Annotated in this window: 13 protein-coding genes and 1 pseudogene; 3 read left to right on the top strand and 11 right to left on the bottom strand. The window is 75.6% G+C overall.

From position 1 onward, the window contains the following. Window positions 1-40: 40 nt before the first annotated feature. The 9 genes from ACFHW0_RS03515 to ACFHW0_RS03555 all read right to left on the bottom strand — a co-directional run bounded on the left by ACFHW0_RS03515 (window position 41) and on the right by ACFHW0_RS03555 (window position 9,301). Window positions 41-1,105, bottom strand: coding sequence for a hemolysin family protein (locus tag ACFHW0_RS03515; RefSeq protein WP_416605422.1), 1,065 nt, complete (start codon window positions 1,103-1,105; stop codon window positions 41-43). Further along, window positions 1,102-2,451, bottom strand: a complete 1,350-nt coding sequence (locus ACFHW0_RS03520) for a hemolysin family protein (RefSeq protein ID WP_416605423.1) — start codon at window positions 2,449-2,451, stop codon at window positions 1,102-1,104. Before ACFHW0_RS03520 ends, ACFHW0_RS03515 begins: the two co-directional genes overlap by 4 nt. A 211-nt stretch (window positions 2,452-2,662) precedes the next feature. Then, window positions 2,663-2,995 carry a monovalent cation/H(+) antiporter subunit G gene (gene mnhG / locus ACFHW0_RS03525; RefSeq protein WP_416605424.1) on the bottom strand — a complete coding sequence of 111 codons (333 nt, stop codon included), beginning with the start codon at window positions 2,993-2,995 and terminating at the stop codon, window positions 2,663-2,665. After that, entirely contained in the window at window positions 2,995-3,264 is a 270-nt protein-coding gene (locus ACFHW0_RS03530) for a monovalent cation/H+ antiporter complex subunit F (RefSeq protein ID WP_416605425.1), read from the bottom strand. Before ACFHW0_RS03530 ends, mnhG begins: the two co-directional genes overlap by 1 nt. 3 nt (window positions 3,265-3,267) lie before the next feature. Then, window positions 3,268-3,840, bottom strand: coding sequence for a Na+/H+ antiporter subunit E (locus ACFHW0_RS03535; RefSeq protein ID WP_416605426.1), 573 nt, complete (start codon window positions 3,838-3,840; stop codon window positions 3,268-3,270). Beyond that, complete coding sequence (locus ACFHW0_RS03540; RefSeq protein ID WP_416605428.1) at window positions 3,837-5,342, bottom strand: Na+/H+ antiporter subunit D; 1,506 nt, start codon at window positions 5,340-5,342, stop codon at window positions 3,837-3,839. The genes ACFHW0_RS03535 and ACFHW0_RS03540 overlap by 4 nt, the downstream gene beginning before the upstream one ends. Before the next feature lie 25 nt (window positions 5,343-5,367). Further along, window positions 5,368-5,847, bottom strand: coding sequence for a Na(+)/H(+) antiporter subunit C (locus ACFHW0_RS03545; protein WP_416605429.1), 480 nt, complete (start codon window positions 5,845-5,847; stop codon window positions 5,368-5,370). Then, a complete protein-coding gene (locus ACFHW0_RS03550; protein WP_416605430.1) occupies window positions 5,844-8,678 on the bottom strand; it encodes a Na+/H+ antiporter subunit A in 2,835 nt (944 codons plus the stop codon). The genes ACFHW0_RS03545 and ACFHW0_RS03550 overlap by 4 nt, the downstream gene beginning before the upstream one ends. A 236-nt stretch (window positions 8,679-8,914) precedes the next feature. Continuing rightward, window positions 8,915-9,301 (bottom strand): hypothetical protein, encoded by a 387-nt coding sequence (locus ACFHW0_RS03555; protein WP_416605431.1) that lies wholly within the window; start codon window positions 9,299-9,301, stop codon window positions 8,915-8,917. A gap of 172 nt (window positions 9,302-9,473) precedes the next feature. Between ACFHW0_RS03555 and ACFHW0_RS03560 the strand changes: the two genes are divergently transcribed. Then, the gene (locus tag ACFHW0_RS03560) at window positions 9,474-14,069 is read left to right on the top strand and encodes an ATP-dependent helicase (protein WP_416605432.1); all 4,596 of its coding nucleotides are present in this window, start codon (window positions 9,474-9,476) and stop codon (window positions 14,067-14,069) included. 95 nt (window positions 14,070-14,164) lie between these two features. Here ACFHW0_RS03560 and ACFHW0_RS03565 read toward each other — a convergent pair whose 3' ends face one another. Beyond that, window positions 14,165-14,761 carry a hypothetical protein gene (locus tag ACFHW0_RS03565; protein WP_416605434.1) on the bottom strand — a complete coding sequence of 199 codons (597 nt, stop codon included), beginning with the start codon at window positions 14,759-14,761 and terminating at the stop codon, window positions 14,165-14,167. Between the two features lie 146 nt (window positions 14,762-14,907). Here ACFHW0_RS03565 and ACFHW0_RS03570 point away from each other — a divergent pair. Continuing rightward, a pseudogene (locus tag ACFHW0_RS03570) lies at window positions 14,908-15,273 on the top strand (GNAT family N-acetyltransferase); the annotation flags it as partial. Between the two features lie 228 nt (window positions 15,274-15,501). Beyond that, window positions 15,502-16,338 carry an SAM hydrolase/SAM-dependent halogenase family protein gene (locus tag ACFHW0_RS03575; protein ID WP_416605731.1) on the top strand — a complete coding sequence of 279 codons (837 nt, stop codon included), beginning with the start codon at window positions 15,502-15,504 and terminating at the stop codon, window positions 16,336-16,338. 128 nt (window positions 16,339-16,466) lie between these two features. On the opposite strand, the gene ACFHW0_RS03580 is transcribed toward ACFHW0_RS03575, so the two are convergent. Next, the gene (locus ACFHW0_RS03580; protein WP_416605435.1) at window positions 16,467-17,675 is read right to left on the bottom strand and encodes a hypothetical protein; all 1,209 of its coding nucleotides are present in this window, start codon (window positions 17,673-17,675) and stop codon (window positions 16,467-16,469) included. Window positions 17,676-17,697 lie beyond the last annotated feature (22 nt).

The raw sequence follows: 17,697 nt of genomic DNA on the forward strand, positions 1-17,697 counted from the left end.
GCCGCCTTGACTTCGGCGAACAGCGGCCACCTATCCGTTTTCATCTCATGCGTCGACCGCGCGGCACCGGGTCGGTCTCGTCGTCGAACTCGCCGATGACCTCCTCCAGCAGGTCCTCCAGCGCGACGAACCCGATCGGCCGGGTCGGCCCGCCCCCGTTGCGTACCAGCGCGAGCTGGGACTGCCGGGCGCGCATCTCCGCCACGGCGTCGGTCACCGACGCCGTGCCCGGCAGGGTGAGGGCGTTGGTCATCAGGTCGCCGGCGGTGACCGTACGGCCCGTGGTGGTGGCCCGCACCGCCTCCCGGACGTGGACCAGGCCGCAGACGTCACCGTTGGCGTCCAGCACGGCCAGCCGCGAGCGGCCGCTGTCCCGGCTGACCTGCTCGATGCGGTCGGCCCCCTCGTCGCGGCGCACCGTCACCATCTGGTCGAACGGCTCCATCACCTGCGCCACCGTGGTGCCCTGCAGCTCCAGCATGCTGGTCAGCATCTCGTGCTGTTCGGCGCCCAGCAGGCCGTGCTCGCGGGACTGTTCCAGCAGCATCCGCAGCTCGTCCGGGCCGTGCACCTGGGCGAGCTGGTCCTGCGGGTTGACCTTGACCAGCCGCAGCATCGCGTTGGCCAGCGCGTTCATCACCGACAGCACCGGCCGGGCGACCCGCGCGAAGGCGCGGAACGGCAGCGCCAGCAGCACGGCCGAGCGCTCCGGGTGGGTGATCGCCCAGGACTTCGGCGCCATCTCCCCGACCACCAGGTGCAGGAAGGTGACGACGCTCAGCGCGAAGATCAGCGCGACCACGTGGCTGGCGGCGTCCGGCAGCCCGACCGCGTGCAGCAGCGGGCTCAGCAGGTGCTCGATCGCCGGCTCGGCGAGCGCGCCGAGGCCCAGGGTGCACAGCGTGATGCCGAGCTGCGCGCCGGCGAGCATGAGCGACAGCTCGCGTACGCCGTCCAGCGCGGCCCGGGCGGCCCGACCGCCACTGGCGGCGGCGTGCTCCAGCCGGTAGCGCTTGCTGGCCACCAGGGCGAACTCGGCGGCCACGAAGAAGCCGTTCAACGCCAGCAGGATCACCGACGTGAAGAGCGCGATGCCGGGGCTCACGCGGACACCTCCCCGGGCGCGGCGATCCGCAGCCGGACGGAGTCGGCCACGTGCCGGTCCACGGCCAGCACCTCCACCAGGGCGCGCGATTCCTCCGCGCCGTCCTCGCCGTCGGCCGGCAGGCTGATCTCCAGCCGGTCACCGACCTCGGGGACCCGCCCCAGCTCCCGCATGACCAGGCCGGAGAGCGTGTCGTACTCCGGGGCCTCGGGCAGCGCGATGCCGGTGCTGTCGGCGACCTCGTCGATGCGCCAGCGGGCCGGCACCACCCAGGAGCCGTCCTCCTGCCGGGCCGGGGCCCGCTCCGGCGGGTCGTCCTCGTCCCGGATCGGGCCGACGAGTTCCTCGGCGATGTCCTCCAGCGTGATCACGCCGGCGAAGCCGCCGTACTCGTCGACCACGCAGGCCAGCTGCCGGTGGCCGGAGCGCAGCCGGTCCAGCACCGTCGGCAGCGGCAGCGTCTCCGGCACCAGCAGCGGAGGGCCGGCGACCGCGCTGACCGGGGTGCTCGCGCGCCGCTCCGGGGGTACGCCGAGCACGTCGGCGATGCCGACCACGCCGACGAGGTCGTCGACGCCCTCGGTGCCCCGTACGGGGAAGCGGGACTTGCCGGTGTCCAGCAGCTCCACGACCCGGCTGAGCGGCTCGTGCGCGCGTACGGTGTGCACGTCGACGCGGGGCACCATGACCTCGCCCGCGGTCAGCCCCCGGAAGTCGAGCCCCCGGTCGAGCAGCGTGGACATCTCGGCGGTCAGGTGCCCCTCCTGGCGGGACTCGGCGATGATCTGTTCCAGGTCCTGCGGGGTGGCGCCGCTGGGCAGCTCCTCGATCGGCTCGATGCCGACGCTTCGCAGCAGCCGGACCGCGGCCCGGTCGAAGAGTTTGATCAACGGGCCGGCGACCTTGAGGTAGATCAGGGTGGAACTGCTCAGGGCCTTCGCGAGGGGCTCGGGCCGGGCGATGGCGAGGTTCTTCGGGGCCAGCTCGCCGAGGACCATCTGCACCACGGTGGCGAGGACCAGGGCCAGGGCGACCGAGAGCGGGAGACTGACCGCCGTCGAGACGCCGGCGCCCCCGAGCAGCTCGGCCAGCCCGGCGCCGAGGAACGGCTCGGCGACGTAACCGACGAGCAGGGCGGTGACGGTGATGCCGAGCTGGGCGCCGGAGAGCATGAACGACAGCCGCCCGGTCACCTCCAGCGCCCGGGCGGCGGCCTTGTCGCCGTCGTCGGCCAGCTGCTTGAGCCGGCCGCGGTCCACGGCGACGTAGCCGAACTCCTGGGCCACGAAGTAACCCGTGGCGACGGTGAGAACGATGATGAGGAGAAGACCAACGACGATCAACACGGGTCGCTCAGGGCTCCCGGGGACGTCGGGGTCGGGATACGCCGGGCACGACCCGGCTGGCTACTGCTGCCCTCCTGGGCAGAAGAGTCGATCATGCGGCCCATTTTATCGGGATCGGCTGGATATCCGCTGAAGGTGTGCCGAAGGCTTCCCGACGTCCGCACCGCAGTCCCCGAATCGGGACGCCTCGGCCGTCGTGCGGGAAGGGCCGTCAGCGGTCGGCGAGTTCGTCGGCGTCGAGCAGGGCCGGATCGACCCGGCCGGCGCGGTACGCGGCCCGGCCGATCATCTGGGCCGCCACCGGGGCGGTGACCAGTTGGAAGATCCCGACCAGCGCCACCATGCCGAGGTCTGCCGGGGTCCGCAGGCGCAGCCCCAGGCCCAGCAGCAGGAGCAGTACCCCGAGCACCTGCGGCTTGGTCGCGGCGTGCATCCGGTCCAGCGTGCCCGGGAAGCGCAGCACCCCGATCCCGGCGGCGAGGCTCAGCAGGGCGCCGGCCACCAGGCAGCCGCCGCCCAGCCAGTCGGCCAGGTCGCCCCACATCAGGCCTCACCGTCCTCGCGGACGGCGAAGCGGACCAGCGACACCGATCCCACGAAGCCGAGCGTGGACAGCGCCACCAGCACCGGCAGGGTGGTGGCGTGGCGGTTCACCGCGGCCTCCGCGCCGACCGCGCCCACCATGGTGGCGAGCAGCATGTCGGCCGCGACCACCCGGTCGATCAGCGACGGCCCCCGGTAGAGCCGGATCAGGGCCAGCAGGGCGGTCACCGAGAACAGGGTGGTGAGGGTGACGGCGAGGAACGTGGTCACGGGTCAGGGTCCCCTCTCGACGGGATCGGCGCTCACCTGGCGGACCTCGGCGGCAGAGCCGACCGCGTGGACGAGCCGCCGCTCGACGGCGAGGATCCGCCGCCGGCTGCCGCGGAGGTCCTGCGGTCCGTGGGTGTCGAACACGTGCACGTAGAGGACTCCGACGTCCCGGTCCACCTCGACGATCAGCGTGCCCGGCACCAGCGAGATCGCCTCGGCGGTGAGCGCCAGGTTCAGGTCGGTACGCACCCGCAGGCGGACCGCGATGATCGCCCCTCGGGGCCGGTTGCCGGGCTGCACCGCGACCCGGGCGACGTGCACGCTGGCGTTGACCAGCTCGCCGACGAAGCGCACCGCGAAGACGAACAGCGGCCCGAGGCGCAGCCGGCCGCCGAAGCTCACGGGCGGCAGCGGGAAGAACAGCAGCACGGCACCGGCCACGAGCGTCCCGCCCGCGAGGTTGCCCCACGAGAAGTCCCCCCAGAGCAGGTTCCAGACCAGGACCAGCCAGCCGAAGGCGATGAGCCGGTCGCGCCGCCGCCCCCGCCCGCGTGGCGCCCCGGAGGCCCGGGTCACGGGGCACCGGCCGGCAGCACGGAACGGATGTACGGGGTGCGCTCGCGCAGGTCGGCCGCCGCGTCGGCGGTGACGTCGAACAGCGGCCCGGCGACGACCGTCAGCGCCAGCCCCAGCCCGACCAGCGCGATCGTCGCGCCGACCATCAGCGCGGGCAGGCGGACGACCGGCTCGGTGGTGGCCAGCCGGGGGGCGCGCCAGAAGGCGATGTTCCACACCCGCGAGGCCACGTAGAGGGTGAGCAGGCTCGTCACCGTCCCCGCCGCGACCAGCACGCCGGGCAGCGGCTCGCCGGCCGCGACGCCGGCCTGGAGCAGGCCGAGCTTGCCGAGGAACCCGGAGAATGGCGGCACTCCGGCGAGGTTCATGGCGGGGACGAAGAAGAGCACGCCGAGCAGCGGGGCCGCCCGGGCCAGCCCGCCGATGCGGCGCAGGTCGGTGCTGCCGGCCCGCTCCTCGACCAGCCCGGCGACCAGGAACAGCGTGGTCTGGATGGTGATGTGGTGCACCACGTAGAAGATCGCGCCGGAGAGCCCGGCCACGGTGCTCAGCCCCACCCCGAAGATCATGTAGCCGATGTGGCTGACCAGGGTGAACGAGAAGAGCCGCTTCATGTCGGACTGGGCCACCGCGCCGAGGATGCCGACCACCATGGTCAGCCCGGCCACCACCATCAGCAGCCCCGCGAGGTGGCCGCCGGGGAAGAGCAGCGTCTCGGTGCGGATGATCGCGTACACGCCGACCTTGGTGAGCAGGCCGGCGAAGACCGCCGTGACGGGGGCCGGCGCCGTCGGGTAGCTGTCCGGCAACCAGGCCGAGAGCGGGAAGACCGCCGCCTTGACCCCGAAGGCGAGCAGCAGCATCAACTGGAGGGTCAGCCGTACGCCGTCGGGCAGCGCGTCCAGCCGGTGCGCCAGCTGGGCCATGTTCAGGGTGCCGGTGGCCGCGTACACCAGGCCCACCGAGGCGAGGAAGATCATCGAGGAGAGGATGCTGACCACGACGTAGGTCGAGCCGGTGCGGATCCGGGTCTCGGTGCCGCCGAGGGTGATCAGCACGAAGCTCGCGGCCAGCAGGATCTCGAAGCCGACGAAGAGGTTGAACAGGTCGCCGGCGAGGAACGCGTTGGTCACGCCGGCGGTCAGCACCAGGTAGGTGGGGTGGTAGATGGTCACCGGGGCGGTCTCGCCGACGTCCCCCTGCCCCTGGCCGACGGAGTAGAGCAGCACGCACAGGGTCACCGCCGAGGAGACCACCAGCATCAGCGCGGCGAGCTGGTCCGCGACCAGCACGATGCCCACCGGCGCCGGCCACCCGCCGACCTGGGCCACCACCGGCCCGTGCCGGTACGCCTGCACGAGCAGCACCGCCGCCACCGCCAGCGTGGCGGTCAGGCAGCTCACGCTGACGATCCGTTGCAGCCCGGGCCACCGGGCCAGCAGCAGGGTCAGCGCCGCGCCCAGCAGCGGCACCACCACGGGCAGCGGCACGAGCCGGTTCATCGGGCGCCCCGCCGCGCGTACCCGCTCATCCCGGGCCGTCCCCACGCCGCAGCCGGCGCGGCGGCTCCGGGTCGACCTGCTCGGGGTCGGCGTCCGGGTCCTCTCCCCCGAAGTCGGCGGCGGCCGGCTCGTTGCGCTCGGCCGCCTGCCTGACCTGCCGGTCCTCGATGTCGTCGGGCACCTCGTCGTCGCCGGTCAGATACCAGCTGCGGTAGCTCACCGCCAGCAGGAACGCGGTCAGCCCGAAGGTGATCACGATGGCGGTGAGGATCATGGCCTGCGGCAGCGCGTCGCTCAACGTGCCGGCGGGCGCCGTGCCGACCAGCGGGGCGGCCCCCGCACGACCGCCCAGCAGGATGAGCGCGTTGACCCCGTTGCCGAGCAGGATGACACCCAGCAGGATCCGGGTCAGGCTGCGTTCCAGCAGCAGGGTGACCCCGCAGCCGACCAGCACCCCGGCGGCGACGACCAGCACCAGCGTCGGTCCCGCGGCGCCCGTCCTCACGGCCGTTCCCCCTGCCGGTCGACCCGCAGCCCGCCCCCGGACTCGCCGGCCGCCTCGATGTGCCGGTCCACCTCGGCGCCGAGGCTGCGCAGGATGTCCAGCACCAGCCCGACCACGACCAGGTAGACGCCGACGTCGAAGAAGAGGGACGTGATCAGGTAGAAGTCCCCGATCAGCGGCAGCCACAGGTCGATCCGGGCGCTCTCGAGCACCGAACCGCCCGCGAACAGGGCGACGGCCCCGGTGCCGATCGAGACGAGGAGGCCGGCGCCGAGCACCGTGCCCGCGGCGACCGGGGCGGCCTCGGCCAGCTCGTAGCGGCCGCCGGCCAGGTAGCGCACGGCCAGGGCCAGGCCCGCCACGAGGCCGCCGGCGAAGCCGCCGCCCGGCGCGTTGTGGCCGGCGAAGAGCAGGAACAGGGAGAAGACCACCACCGTGTGGAAGACCAGCCGGGTCACCACCTCCAGCACGATCGAGCGCTGCCGCTCGTGCAGGGTCGCCCCGCCGCGCAGCCAGACCCGGTGCCCCGGCCGCTGCACCCGGCTCGGCGGCTCCGGGCGGCGGGGGCGGGGACCGGTCCGGGACCGCTGGAAGACCAGGCTGGCCACGCCGGTCGCGGCCACCACCAGCACCGACAGCTCGCCCATCGTGTCCCAGGCGCGGATGTCGACCAGGGTCACGTTGACCACGTTGCGGCCGTACCCCTCGGTGACGGCGAGGTCGGGGAACGCGTCGGAGATGGTGGGTGCCCGCCGGGCCGAGGCGGCGGTGAGGGCCAGCCCACCGACCACCACGCCGACGGCCAGCCCGATCGCCCGGCGCACCCACCGCCGACGTCTCGGGCGGGCCGAGAACCGCTCCGGCAGCCGGCGCAGCACCAGCACGAACACCGCGATGGTGGCGGTCTCGACGAGGAACTGGGTCAGCGCCAGGTCCGGCGCGCCGTAGACCACGAAGAGCATCGCGGTGCCGTAGCCCGTCATGCCCACCAGCAGCATCGCCGTCAGCCGCCGGCGGGCGCCGACCGCGAGCACGGCCGCGACGGTGACGATCGCCACCACCAGGACCTGCAACGGGCTGTCCCAGAGGGCGATCCGGTCCTGCCACGGACGGGTGGCCAGCATCGCCCCGCCGGGCACCACGGTGAGCACGAGCAGGATGACGCCGAGGTACTGCGGCAGCGAGCCGCGCTGGGTGGCGCCGGTCACCTCGATGGCCAGCCGGTCGAAGCGGCGGGTGAACCACTCGTACCCCTGGTTGCCGCCGACCGGAACGTGCAGCCGGGCCAGCACCGGGGCGAGCGGCCCGCGCAGCGCGAACAGCGCCGCGCCGCCGGCCACGGCCAGCGCGGAGAGGCCGAGCGCGGGGCTGAGGCCGTGCCAGAGCGCCAGGTCCTTGCCGACCACGCCGAACAGCTCGGCGTACGGGCGGAGCAGGCCGTCGAGGATCCCGGCGGCCGGGCCGGCGGCCAGTCCGACGGCGGCCAGCAGGGCCGGCGGGGCGAGCATCGACGCGGGGACGCGCCGGAGGACGGTCGGCTCCACGCCCGGCCGGGTGGCGAACGCGCCCCAGACGAAGCGGGCGCTGTAGGCGACGGTGAGCGCGGTGCCGACCACGAGCACGGCGACGACGGCGGGCCGGTCGGTGAAGGCGGCCAGCACGGCCTCCTTGGCGACGAAGCCGACAAGCGGCGGCAGCCCGGCCATCGACGCGGCGGCGAGCACCGTCACGGTGACGAGCAGCGGCGCGCCGCGCCCCAGCCCGGACAGCTCCCGCAGGTCGCGGGTGCCGGCGCCGTGGTCGATGATGCCGACGACGAGGAAGAGCGGCGCCTTGAACAGGGCGTGGGCCAGCAGCATCGCCGCTCCGGCCAGCGCGGTGTCCGGGGTGCCCGCCCCGACGGCCACCGCGAGCAGGCCGAGCTGGCTGACCGTGCCGTACGCCAGCAGCAGCTTCAGGTCGGTCTGCCGCAGCGCGGCCCAGCCGCCGGTCAGCATGGTGGCCAGCCCGGCGACCACGACCACCGGCCGCCACGGCCCGGCGCCCGCCAGCACCGGGGCGAGCAGCCCGATCAGGTAGACGCCCGCCTTCACCATCGCGGCGGCGTGCAGGTACGCGCTCACCGGCGTGGGCGCCGCCATCGCCACCGGCAGCCACGAGCTGAACGGCAGCAGCGCGGACTTGGACAGCGCCCCGGCGAGGATCAGCAGGACCGCCGCGACGAGGTACGCCCCGCCCGGCAGCGGGGCGGCGGCGATCTCCGACCAGCGGTAGGTGCCGGCGTGCTCGCCGAGCATGATGAAGCCCACCAGCATCGCCAGCCCGCCCAGGGTGGTCACGGTCAGCGCCTGCGCCGCCGCCCACCGGCTGGAGCGCCGCTCGGTGCTGTGCCCGATCAGCAGGTACGAGAAGATCGTGGTGAGTTCCCAGCAGACGTAGAGCAGCAGCAGGTCGTCGGCGAGGACCAGGCCGAGCATCGCCCCCGCGAAGGCCACCAGCACGGCCGCGAACCGAGCCACGCCGGCCGACTCCCGGCCGAAGTAGTGGGCGCTGTAGACCAGGACCAGCGCGCCGACGCCACCCACGAGCAGGGTCATCAGCCAGGACAGGGTGGTCAGCCGCAGCGCCAGGTCGACGCCGAGTTGGCCGATCCACGGGTACGTCTCGACCACCGCGCCGCCGTCCTGGACGGCGGGCGTGCGGGCCAGCGCCCAGCCGAACGCCGCCGCCGGCGCCAGCGCCAGCGGGTAGCAGGCGCGGGGACCCCACCACCGGACGAGCAGCGGCGCGACGAGGGCCGCCACGAAGTGGAGGATCAGCAGTACGAGCACCCGCGCTCCCGGTCGAGGTGGCTGCGGCGCGCGCCGGAGGTGGAACGGCACCTAGGTGCGATCACACGCCAGTTCGTCGCCCGGCGGGCGGTTTTGCGCGAATTCGTCCCGTTGTCGCCGGCGGCCATTCAGCCGGCGCGGGCGGGAGGGCAGCCGTCAGCCGAGGGGGCGACACGGAAGGGCGGCCGAGCGGCCGGGCGCACGTGGGAGGGCAGCCGTCAGCCCGGAGGCGGCGGTCAGCCGACGGCGACGTCGGCGGTCGGGGCGACGGGCTCCCGGGCGGGGCGCTCGCGACGGGGCTCCACCAGCAGTTCGGGACGGCCGAGCTGGACCACGACCTTGTTGACCACCCGCTGGGCGGCGGCGAGGGAGCGCACCGGCAGCAACCGGCCCCGGCTCTCCCGGCGCAGCACGAAGTAGTGCACCGCGGCGCGGACCTGCCCCCGGTCGGCCGCGCTGGCCTGGGCGGTGCAGACCACCAGCTCCCGCAGCGCGGCGGCCAGCCGCTCGGCCAGCTCCAGCTCCGGGCCGGACAGCCCGGTGCGGACGGCGGCGAGGTGACTGTCGACCTTGCGGATGAGCACGTCGGTGCCGGGCTCGAAGCTCCGCTGCTCGACGGTCAATCCGATCTCCTCCACCCCGGGCCGACGCTCCGGGTGAAGTTACTTTATGTTGTGGGGCACAAGCAAGCAGTTAAGTAAGACTTAACGGATTGAACGCGCAAACATCGCGTATGAGCCGGAGCGGGGCAATGGCCCCCCGCCGAGAGCCTGGATGTCACACCGCCGGGGCAGGATGGAAGGCGTGACGGATGCGATGGCGGGTTTCGGCGCGGCCACCCGGGAGTGGTTCGGCGCCGCCTTCGCCGCACCCACCGCCGCCCAGACCGGCGCCTGGAATTCCGTCTCCGCAGGGCGCAGCGCGCTGGTGGTGGCCCCCACCGGCTCGGGCAAGACGCTGGCCGCGTTCCTCTGGTCGCTCGACCGGCTCGCCCGCGAGCCCGCACCCGCCGACCCCCGGCAGCGGTGCCGGGTGCTCTACGTCAGCCCGCTCAAGGCGCTCGCGGTCGACGTCGAACGCAACCTGCGCACCCCCCTCACGGGCATCCGGCAGGCCGCCACCCGGCTCGGCGTCGCCCCGCCGGAGATCACCGTGGGGATGCGCACCGGCGACACCCCCGCCGACGAGCGGCGGGCCTTCGCCCGCACCCCGCCGGACATCCTCATCACCACACCCGAGTCGCTGTTCCTGCTGCTCACCTCCGCCGCCCGCGACTCCCTGCGCGGAGTCGAGACGGTGATCGTCGACGAGGTGCACGCGGTCGCCGGCACCAAACGCGGCGCCCATCTCGCGCTCTCCCTGGAACGCCTCGACGAGCTGCTGCCGGCCCCGGCACAGCGGATCGGCCTCTCCGCCACCGTCCGGCCCGTCGACGCGTGCGCCCGTTTCCTCGGCGGCGCCCGCCCCGTCGACGTGGTCGCGCCCCCCAGCGCCAAGACGATCGAGGTCAGCGTCCAGGTGCCGGTGGAGGACATGACCCGCCTCGACGAGCAGGAGCCGCCGGAGGACGACCTCGGCGGCCTCGGCGCACGCCGGGCGTCCATCTGGCCGGCGGTGGAGGAACGCGTCTTCTCGCTGGTCAGGGCGCACCGCTCGACCATCGTCTTCACCAACTCCCGGCGTTCCGCCGAGCGCCTCTGCGCCCGGCTCAACGAGCTGGCCGGCGAGCAACTGGCCGGCGGGTCCACGCCGTCGGCGCACGGCCCGGAGGAGTGGGGCGGCCCCGAAGGGCCGGTGCGCGTCGGCCGCACGCCGGCGGAGCTGATGGCGCAGGCCGGCGCGGCGGCCGGCGCGCCGGCGGTGATCGCCCGCGCCCACCACGGCAGCGTCTCCCGGGAGGAGCGCAAGCACATCGAGGAGGCGCTCAAGTCCGGCCAGCTGCCCGCCGTGGTGGCCACCTCCAGCCTGGAGCTGGGCATCGACATGGGCGCCGTCGACCTGGTGGTGCAGATCGAGGCGCCGCCCAGCGTGGCCGCCGGCCTGCAACGGGTGGGTCGGGCCGGGCACCAGGTCGGCGCGGTCTCCCGCGGGGTGGTCTTCCCGAAGCACCGGGGTGACCTGCTGTCGTGCACCGTGGTGGCCGAGCGGATGGCCGTCGGCGCCATCGAGGAGCTGCACCACCCGCGCAACCCGCTCGACGTGCTGGCCCAGCAGATCGTCGCCATGGTGGCGCTGGAGCCGTGGCGCGTCGGTGACCTGGCCGTGCTGGTACGCCGGGCGGCGCCCTTCGCCGAGCTGCCCGACTCGGCGCTGCACGCCGTGCTCGACATGCTCTCCGGCCGCTACCCGTCCACCGCGTTCGCCGAGCTGCGGCCCCGGCTGGTCTGGGACCGCGCCACCGACACGCTGACCGGCCGGCCCGGCGCGCAGCGGCTCGCGGTGACCAGCGGCGGCACGATCCCCGACCGGGGCCTGTTCGGGGTCTTCCTGGCCGGGGCCGAGCGGGCCGCCCGGGTCGGCGAGCTGGACGAGGAGATGGTCTACGAGTCCCGGGTCGGCGACGTCTTCCTGCTCGGCTCGTCGTCCTGGCGGATCGAGGAGATCACCCCCGACCGGGTGCTGGTCTCCCCGGCCCCGGGGCAGGCGGCGAAGATGCCGTTCTGGAAGGGCGACCAGCTCGGCCGGCCCGTCGAGCTGGGCCGGGCCATCGGCGCCCGGGTGCGGGCCCTGCTGCGGCAGGACGACGAGACGGCGGTCGCCGCGCTGCGGGCCGGCGGCCTGGACGACTGGGCCGCCGGCAACCTGATGGCCTACCTGCGCGAGCAGCGCGCCGCCACCCGGTCCCTGCCCGACGACCGCACCGTCGTGGTCGAACGGTTCCGCGACGAGCTGGGCGACTGGCGGCTGGCCGTGCACAGCGTGCTCGGCGCCCGGGTCAACGGGCCGTGGGCGCTGGCCATCGGCCGCCGGCTCGCCGAGCGCTACGGCGTCGACGCCCAGGTGATGCCCTCCGACGACGGCATCGTGGTCCGCCTGCCGGACACGGCGGACGAGCCACCCGGCGCCGACGTGGTGGTCTTCGAGCCGGAGGAGATCGCCCAGCTCGTCGAGGAGTCGGTGGGCACGTCCGCGCTCTTCGCGTCCCGGTTCCGCGAGTGCGCCGCCCGGTCGCTGCTGCTGCCCCGGCGCGACCCGCGCCGCCGCCAGCCGCTGTGGCAGCAGCGGCAACGCGCCGCCCAACTGCTCGACGTCGCCCGCGAGTACGCCGACTTCCCGGTCACCCTGGAGGCCGCCCGGGAGTGCCTCCAGGACGTCTTCGACCAGCCCGCGCTGGCCCAGCTGATGCGCGACCTGGCCGCCCGCAAGGTGCGCCTGGTCGAGGTGGAGACCGCCCAACCGTCGCCGTTCGCCCGGTCGCTGCTCTTCGGCTATGTCGGTGCCTTCCTCTACGAGGGCGACGCGCCGCTGGCCGAGCGCCGGGCCGCCGCGCTGGCGCTGGACTCGACCCTGCTCGGCGAGCTGCTCGGCCGGGTCGACCTGCGGGAGCTGCTCGATCCGACGGTGCTGGCCGAGACCGAGCGGCAGCTGCGCTGGCTGACCGAGCAGCGCCGCCCGCGCGACGCGGAGGACGTGGTCGAGCTGCTCCGCGTGCTCGGCGACCTCTCCGAGGCGGAGCTGGCCGAGCGGGGCGCCTCCCCCGGCTGGCTGACCGAGCTGGCGGCGGCCCGCCGGGTGCTGCGGGTACGCGTGGCCGGCGAGGAGCGCTGGGTGGGCGTCGAGGACGCGGGCCGGCTGCGCGACGCCCTCGGCGTGGCCCTGCCGGTCGGGGTGGCCGAGGCGTACCTCGCCCCGGTGGCCGATCCGCTCGGCGACCTGGTCGCCCGCTACGCGCGTACGCACGGGCCGTTCGCCGCCGCCACCTGCGCGGCCCGCTTCGGGCTCGGCGTCTTCGTGGTCGAGCAGACGCTGCGCCGGCTCGCCGCCACCGGTCGGGTGGTCGCCGGCGAGTTCACCCCCGACACGGCCGGCAGCCAGTGGTGCGACGCGGAGGTGCTGCGGCTGCTGCGCCGCCGGTCCCTGGCCGCGCTGCGCCGGGAGATCGAGCCGGTGCCGCCGCGAGCGCTGGCCGCGTTCCTGCCCCGTTGGCAGCAGGTCGGCTCGTCCGCGCGGGGGATGGAGGCGCTGGCCGCCGCCGTGGAGCAGTTGCAGGGGGCGGCGGTGCCGGCGTCGGCGCTGGAACGGCTGGTGCTGCCCGGCCGGGTCGCCGACTACTCCCCCGCCCAGCTCGACGAGCTCTGCGCCAGCGGCGAGGTGCTCTGGGCCGGCGCCGGGGCCATCTCCGGCGGGGACGGCTGGGTCACCCTCGCCTACGCGGATGTCGCGCCGCTGCTGCTTCCCCCGCCCGACGAGGCGCTCACCCGCACCCCGCTGCACGACGCGGTCCTCGACGCGCTCGGCGACGGGCAGGCGCTGTTCTTCCGGTCGCTGTCCGACCGGGTCGGCTCGACCGACGACGCCGCGCTGAGCGCCGCCGTCTGGGACCTGGTGTGGGCCGGTCACCTCACCAACGACACCCTGGCGCCGTTGCGCGCGGCGCTCGGCGGCGGCGGGGCGCACCGGTCCCGGGCCACCGCGCCGCGCACGCGTTACCGGCGCCCCGGGCGGATGGCGCTGCCGACGCGCGGCGGCCCGCCGACCGTCGCCGGCCGCTGGTCCCGCCTGCCAAAGCGCGACACCGACCCGACCCGCCGCGCCGCGGCCCTGGCCGACGTGCTGCTCGAACGGCACGGCGTGGTGACCCGGGGCGCGGTGCTGGCCGAGCAGGTGGCCGGCGGCTTCGCCGCGGTCTATCCGGTGCTCTCCGCGCTGGAGGAGCGTGGCGCGGCCCGGCGGGGCTACTTCGTCGAGGGACTGGGCGCGGCGCAGTTCGCGGTGCCGGGGGCGGTCGACCGGATCCGGGCGCTGGCCGACCCGGCCGACGGCGGGCGGGGGCGTGGCGGGCCCACCCTGGTGCTCGCCGCGACGGATCCCGCCAACCCGTACGGTGCGGCGCTGTCCTGGCCGGAGCGGGTGGTCGACTCGGGCGACGGGGCGGCCCCGGCGACCGGGCACCGGGCGGGGCGCAAGGCCGGCGCCGTGGTGGTGCTCGTCGCCGGCGAGCTGGTGCTCTACGTCGAACGCGGCGGGCGGACGATCCTCTCCTTCACCGACGACGCCGATCTGCTGACGGCGGCCGGGAAGGCGCTCGCCGACGCGGTCCACTCCGGCGCGTTGGGCGCGATGTCGGTGGAGCGGGCCGACGGCGAGGCGGTGCGCTCCTCGCCGCTGCGCGACGCCCTCACCGCCGCCGGTTTCCGGGCCACCCCGCGCGGCCTGCGGCTGCGCGGCTGAGCCGCACCGGCGCGTCCGGCCCGACCCACCACGGTCCCGGGCAAGCCGCCGACGCGGGCGGTTGGCGGGTCGGAGCGGGGATCCAGCCCGGACGGTCAGCGCAGGCTGGTGAGGATCTTCTCGTACCTGGCGCGGTCGGCCGCGGGGGTCTTCGCCTCCAGGTAGTTGAGCACCACCGCGCCGCGCCGGAACGACTGGCCGCCCCACGTCTCGGCGATGTCGCTGGCGCTGGTCTCGTCGGGGAAGACGTAGACCGTGACGGCGTCGGTCGCGACCAGCTCGGAGCAGCCCAGGCCGAGCCCGTCCGGGCCGCACTCGACCGACCGGTCCCGGGGGTTGGGCACCTTCAGCCCGGCGGCCTTGAACGCGTCGACGACCTGCCGCGCGCCGGGCGTCCCGGTCGGCCGGACCGGCAGCTTCACCGGCGGCGGGCTGGCGGAACGACGCTGGGTCGGCCCGCCGGCGCTCGGACCCGCCGGTCCCGGCCCCGTCGACTTCGCGGTCGGCGGGGCGGTCGGCGTCACCGAGGCTTCCGGCGCGCCGGTCGGGCCCGAGGAAGGCACGTCGGCCGGGGTCGACGCCGTGGCGGCCGGGGGCGCGGCGCGCCGGTCCTCCGCGTCGTCGCCGCAGGCGGCGGTGAGGGCGGCGGCGATCACGAGCACCGCGACGGCGGGCAGGCTCCGGTTGGTCACCCCTGGCAGTCTGCCCAACCGGGTCCCGTCCCGGCAGTGGCCGGTCGGTCAGTGCCGCTGTCCCATTTCTGCCACCCCGCCCCGGTCGACCAGGGCGGTCGGCCGACGCCGGTACGATCCCGACCGGTCGACGAGGGGAGCCGGGGATGACCGGAACGAACGGGGCGAACGCGGTGACCGTCCGGCCGGCGCGCGCCGGGGACCGCCCAGCCGTCGACGCGCTGCACGAACGCGAGTGGGGTGGGCCGTACGTCGTCGCCCACGACACCCGGTACGACCTGCGTACGCTGCCCACGCTGGTGGCGGCCGACGCGGCCGGGGCGGTCGTCGGGGCGCTCGCCCACCACGACGACGCCGACGGGCTGGAGGTGGTCAGCGTGGTGGCCGCGACGCCCGGCGGCGGCGTCGGCACGGCCCTGCTGGCGGCGGCCGCGGAGGTGGCCCGGGCCGGGGGCCGGTCCCGGCTCTGGCTCGTCACCACGAACGACAACCTGCGGGCGTTGCGGTTCTACCAGCGGCGCGGGCTGCGGCTGGTGCGCGTGGACCGGGGCGCGGTGGACCGGGCGCGCCGGCTCAAGCCGGGCATTCCGCTGGTCGGCGAGAACGGCATCCCGCTGCACGACGAACTGGTCCTGGAGCTTGCCCTCACCGCCGACGCGGCGGCCCTGGCCCGGCCCCGCACCGCCGATGCAGCCGCCCTGGCGCGGCCCGGCACCGAGGGACGGGTATCCACCGGCCGGCTGGTCGACGGTCGACAGGTCGTCGCCGGCCCGGCCCGCGCCCCGTGGATCTCGCTGACCACCGACTACGGGCTCGCCGACGGATTCGTCGCCGCCTGCCACGGGATGATCGCGCGGCTGGCGCCGGAGGCCCGGGTCGTCGACGTGACGCACCTCGTCCCGCCGGCCGACGTACGACGGGGCGCGGCGGTGCTCGCGCAGGCCGTGCCGCACCTGCCCGAGGGGGTGCACGTGGCCGTCGTCGACCCGGGCGTGGGCACGACCCGGCGGGGCGTCGCGCTGGCCACGCCCCGGGGGCTGCTGGTGGGGCCGGACAACGGCCTGCTGGTGGAGGCCGCCGAGGCGCTGGGCGGGGTGACCGCTGCCGTCGAGCTGACCGATCCGGAGTGGCTCGCGCCCGAGGTGTCCCGCACGTTCCACGGCCGGGACGTCTTCGCGCCGGTCGCCGCGCGGCTGGCGCTCGGCGCACCGCTGGCCCGGGTCGGCCCGGCGGTCGACCCGGAGTCCCTGGTCCGGCTACCGGCGCCGGTGCTCCGCCGGGAGGCGGACGGCTTCACGGCCGAGGCGCTGACCGTCGACCACTTCGGCAACGTCCAGCTGGCCGCGCCGGCCGACCTGCTGGCGCCGCTGCCGGCCCGGGTCCGGGTGCGCCCGGGCGGCGGCCCGGGGCCCGGCCGGGAGGCCGTGCACGGGCGCACCTTCGGCGACGCCGCAGCGGGCGGGCTGGTGGTGCACGCCGACTCCGCCGGCCGGGTCGCCGTGGCGGTCAACGGCGGCCGGGCGGCGGACCTGCTGGCGGTGGTGCCGGGCGACCTGCTGCGGATCGCGGCCGGCTGAGCCCCGGCCCCGGGCCGCGGAGCGCCACGGTGGCCGGGGCCGGACCGGCGCTCCGGCCCGCCCGCCGGGGCCGGTCGCCGGCCGGACCAGAGGCGCCCGGCCGGCCCGGCGGGCGTACGCGGGTGTGGTCAGCAGAGCGGCACCGTGCCGCCGTAGACCGCCGAGACGTACGCGTGGCTGACGTACTGGCCGCCGGCCAGGCGGTTCCACCGGTTGGTGGTCCGGTACGGGCCGGTGACGGTCTGCCCGGTCACGTAGCACTCGATCGGCACGTTGGCGTACCGGGCGGCCAGGCCGCGCACCGCGTACCCCGTGCCGGCGCCGGCGCGGATGTTGAGCGGGCCGTCGCCGACCACGCCGCGCGGGCCGCTGCCGGTCCACAGGTACGCCACGTCCACCCAGGCGTTGGTGGTGAGCTGCAACCCGTCCCAGAAGGTGCCGTCGGCGAGGTCGACGCCGGCCGGGTTCAACACCACCCGCCCGAACTGGTCCCGCCCGCCGTTGTAGCCGTACTGGTAGGCCGCCTGCGCCTGCGGCCGGCCCTGCGGGAGGTCCTTCCAGTTCTCGCGGACGGCGCTGAGGTTCCAGTAGTCGTCCCGGGTGTTCCACGGGCCCACGTCCCAGACCGGGGCGTACTCGCAGCGGCTGCCCGTGGTGGTGCAGACCCGGACGGTGTAGTCGCCGGTGTTCGCCGGGGCCAGGCCGCGCCGGGAGGGCAGCGCGACGAAGTGGTCCCGGGCCACGATCGTGTGCCCGTTGGCGGTCACCTCGCCGACCAACCCGATCCGGGTCGCGTACACCCGGTAGGTGCGGCCGGGCGTGGCGGCGGCGACGGCGCCGGCGGTGTCGGCGGTGAGTCGCACGGCACGCACCTCGGCGGTGGCGCCCGGTCGGCTCGCGGTGAGCACCACCCGGGCCTGCACGCGGGTGACCGGCCGGTCGAAGACCGCCCCGCCGGTGGCCTCGCGCCACTCGGTCCAGCCCGCCGCCCGCCAGCCCCGCACCTGGGCCTCGGCGGTGCCGCCGGCGGCGGTGCGGGCGTCGACGGCGGCGCGGATCCGGGTGGCGGGCCGGGCCAGGGTGCGCGGCGGCGCGAGGAAGGTCCCCTCGGCGGCGGCGCTGCGGGGCGCGCGGCCGGGCGCGGGACGGGGGTCGGCCAGGCGGAGCCCGGCGCGGGTGTGCCGGACGTTGACGTCGTCGGCGTCGATCCGGGACAGGTCGGTGCTCCACCGTTCGCCTTCGGCGGCGGCGAGCGCGGGGCCCGGGGAGGGTACGAGGGCGAGGGCGAGGATGACGGTCAGGGCGGCGGCACGGGCGCGACGGTGGGGCAGAATCATGGGCATTCTCCTCAGAACTCCC

This window comes from Micromonospora sp. LOL_025, assembly GCF_048060285.1.
Lineage (GTDB): Bacteria > Actinomycetota > Actinomycetes > Mycobacteriales > Micromonosporaceae > Micromonospora.

Bases quoted from the DNA above. Each gene is read 5' to 3' on its own strand.
- ACFHW0_RS03580 (WP_416605435.1), bottom strand. From the start codon at position 17,675: ATGATTCTGCCCCACCGTCGCGCCCGTGCCGCCGCCCTGACCGTCATC.
- ACFHW0_RS03560 (WP_416605432.1), top strand. From the start codon at position 9,474: ATGGAAGGCGTGACGGATGCGATGGCGGGTTTCGGCGCGGCCACCCGG.
- mnhG (WP_416605424.1), bottom strand. From the start codon at position 2,995: ATGTGGGGCGACCTGGCCGACTGGCTGGGCGGCGGCTGCCTGGTGGCC.
- ACFHW0_RS03540 (WP_416605428.1), bottom strand. From the start codon at position 5,342: ATGAACCGGCTCGTGCCGCTGCCCGTGGTGGTGCCGCTGCTGGGCGCG.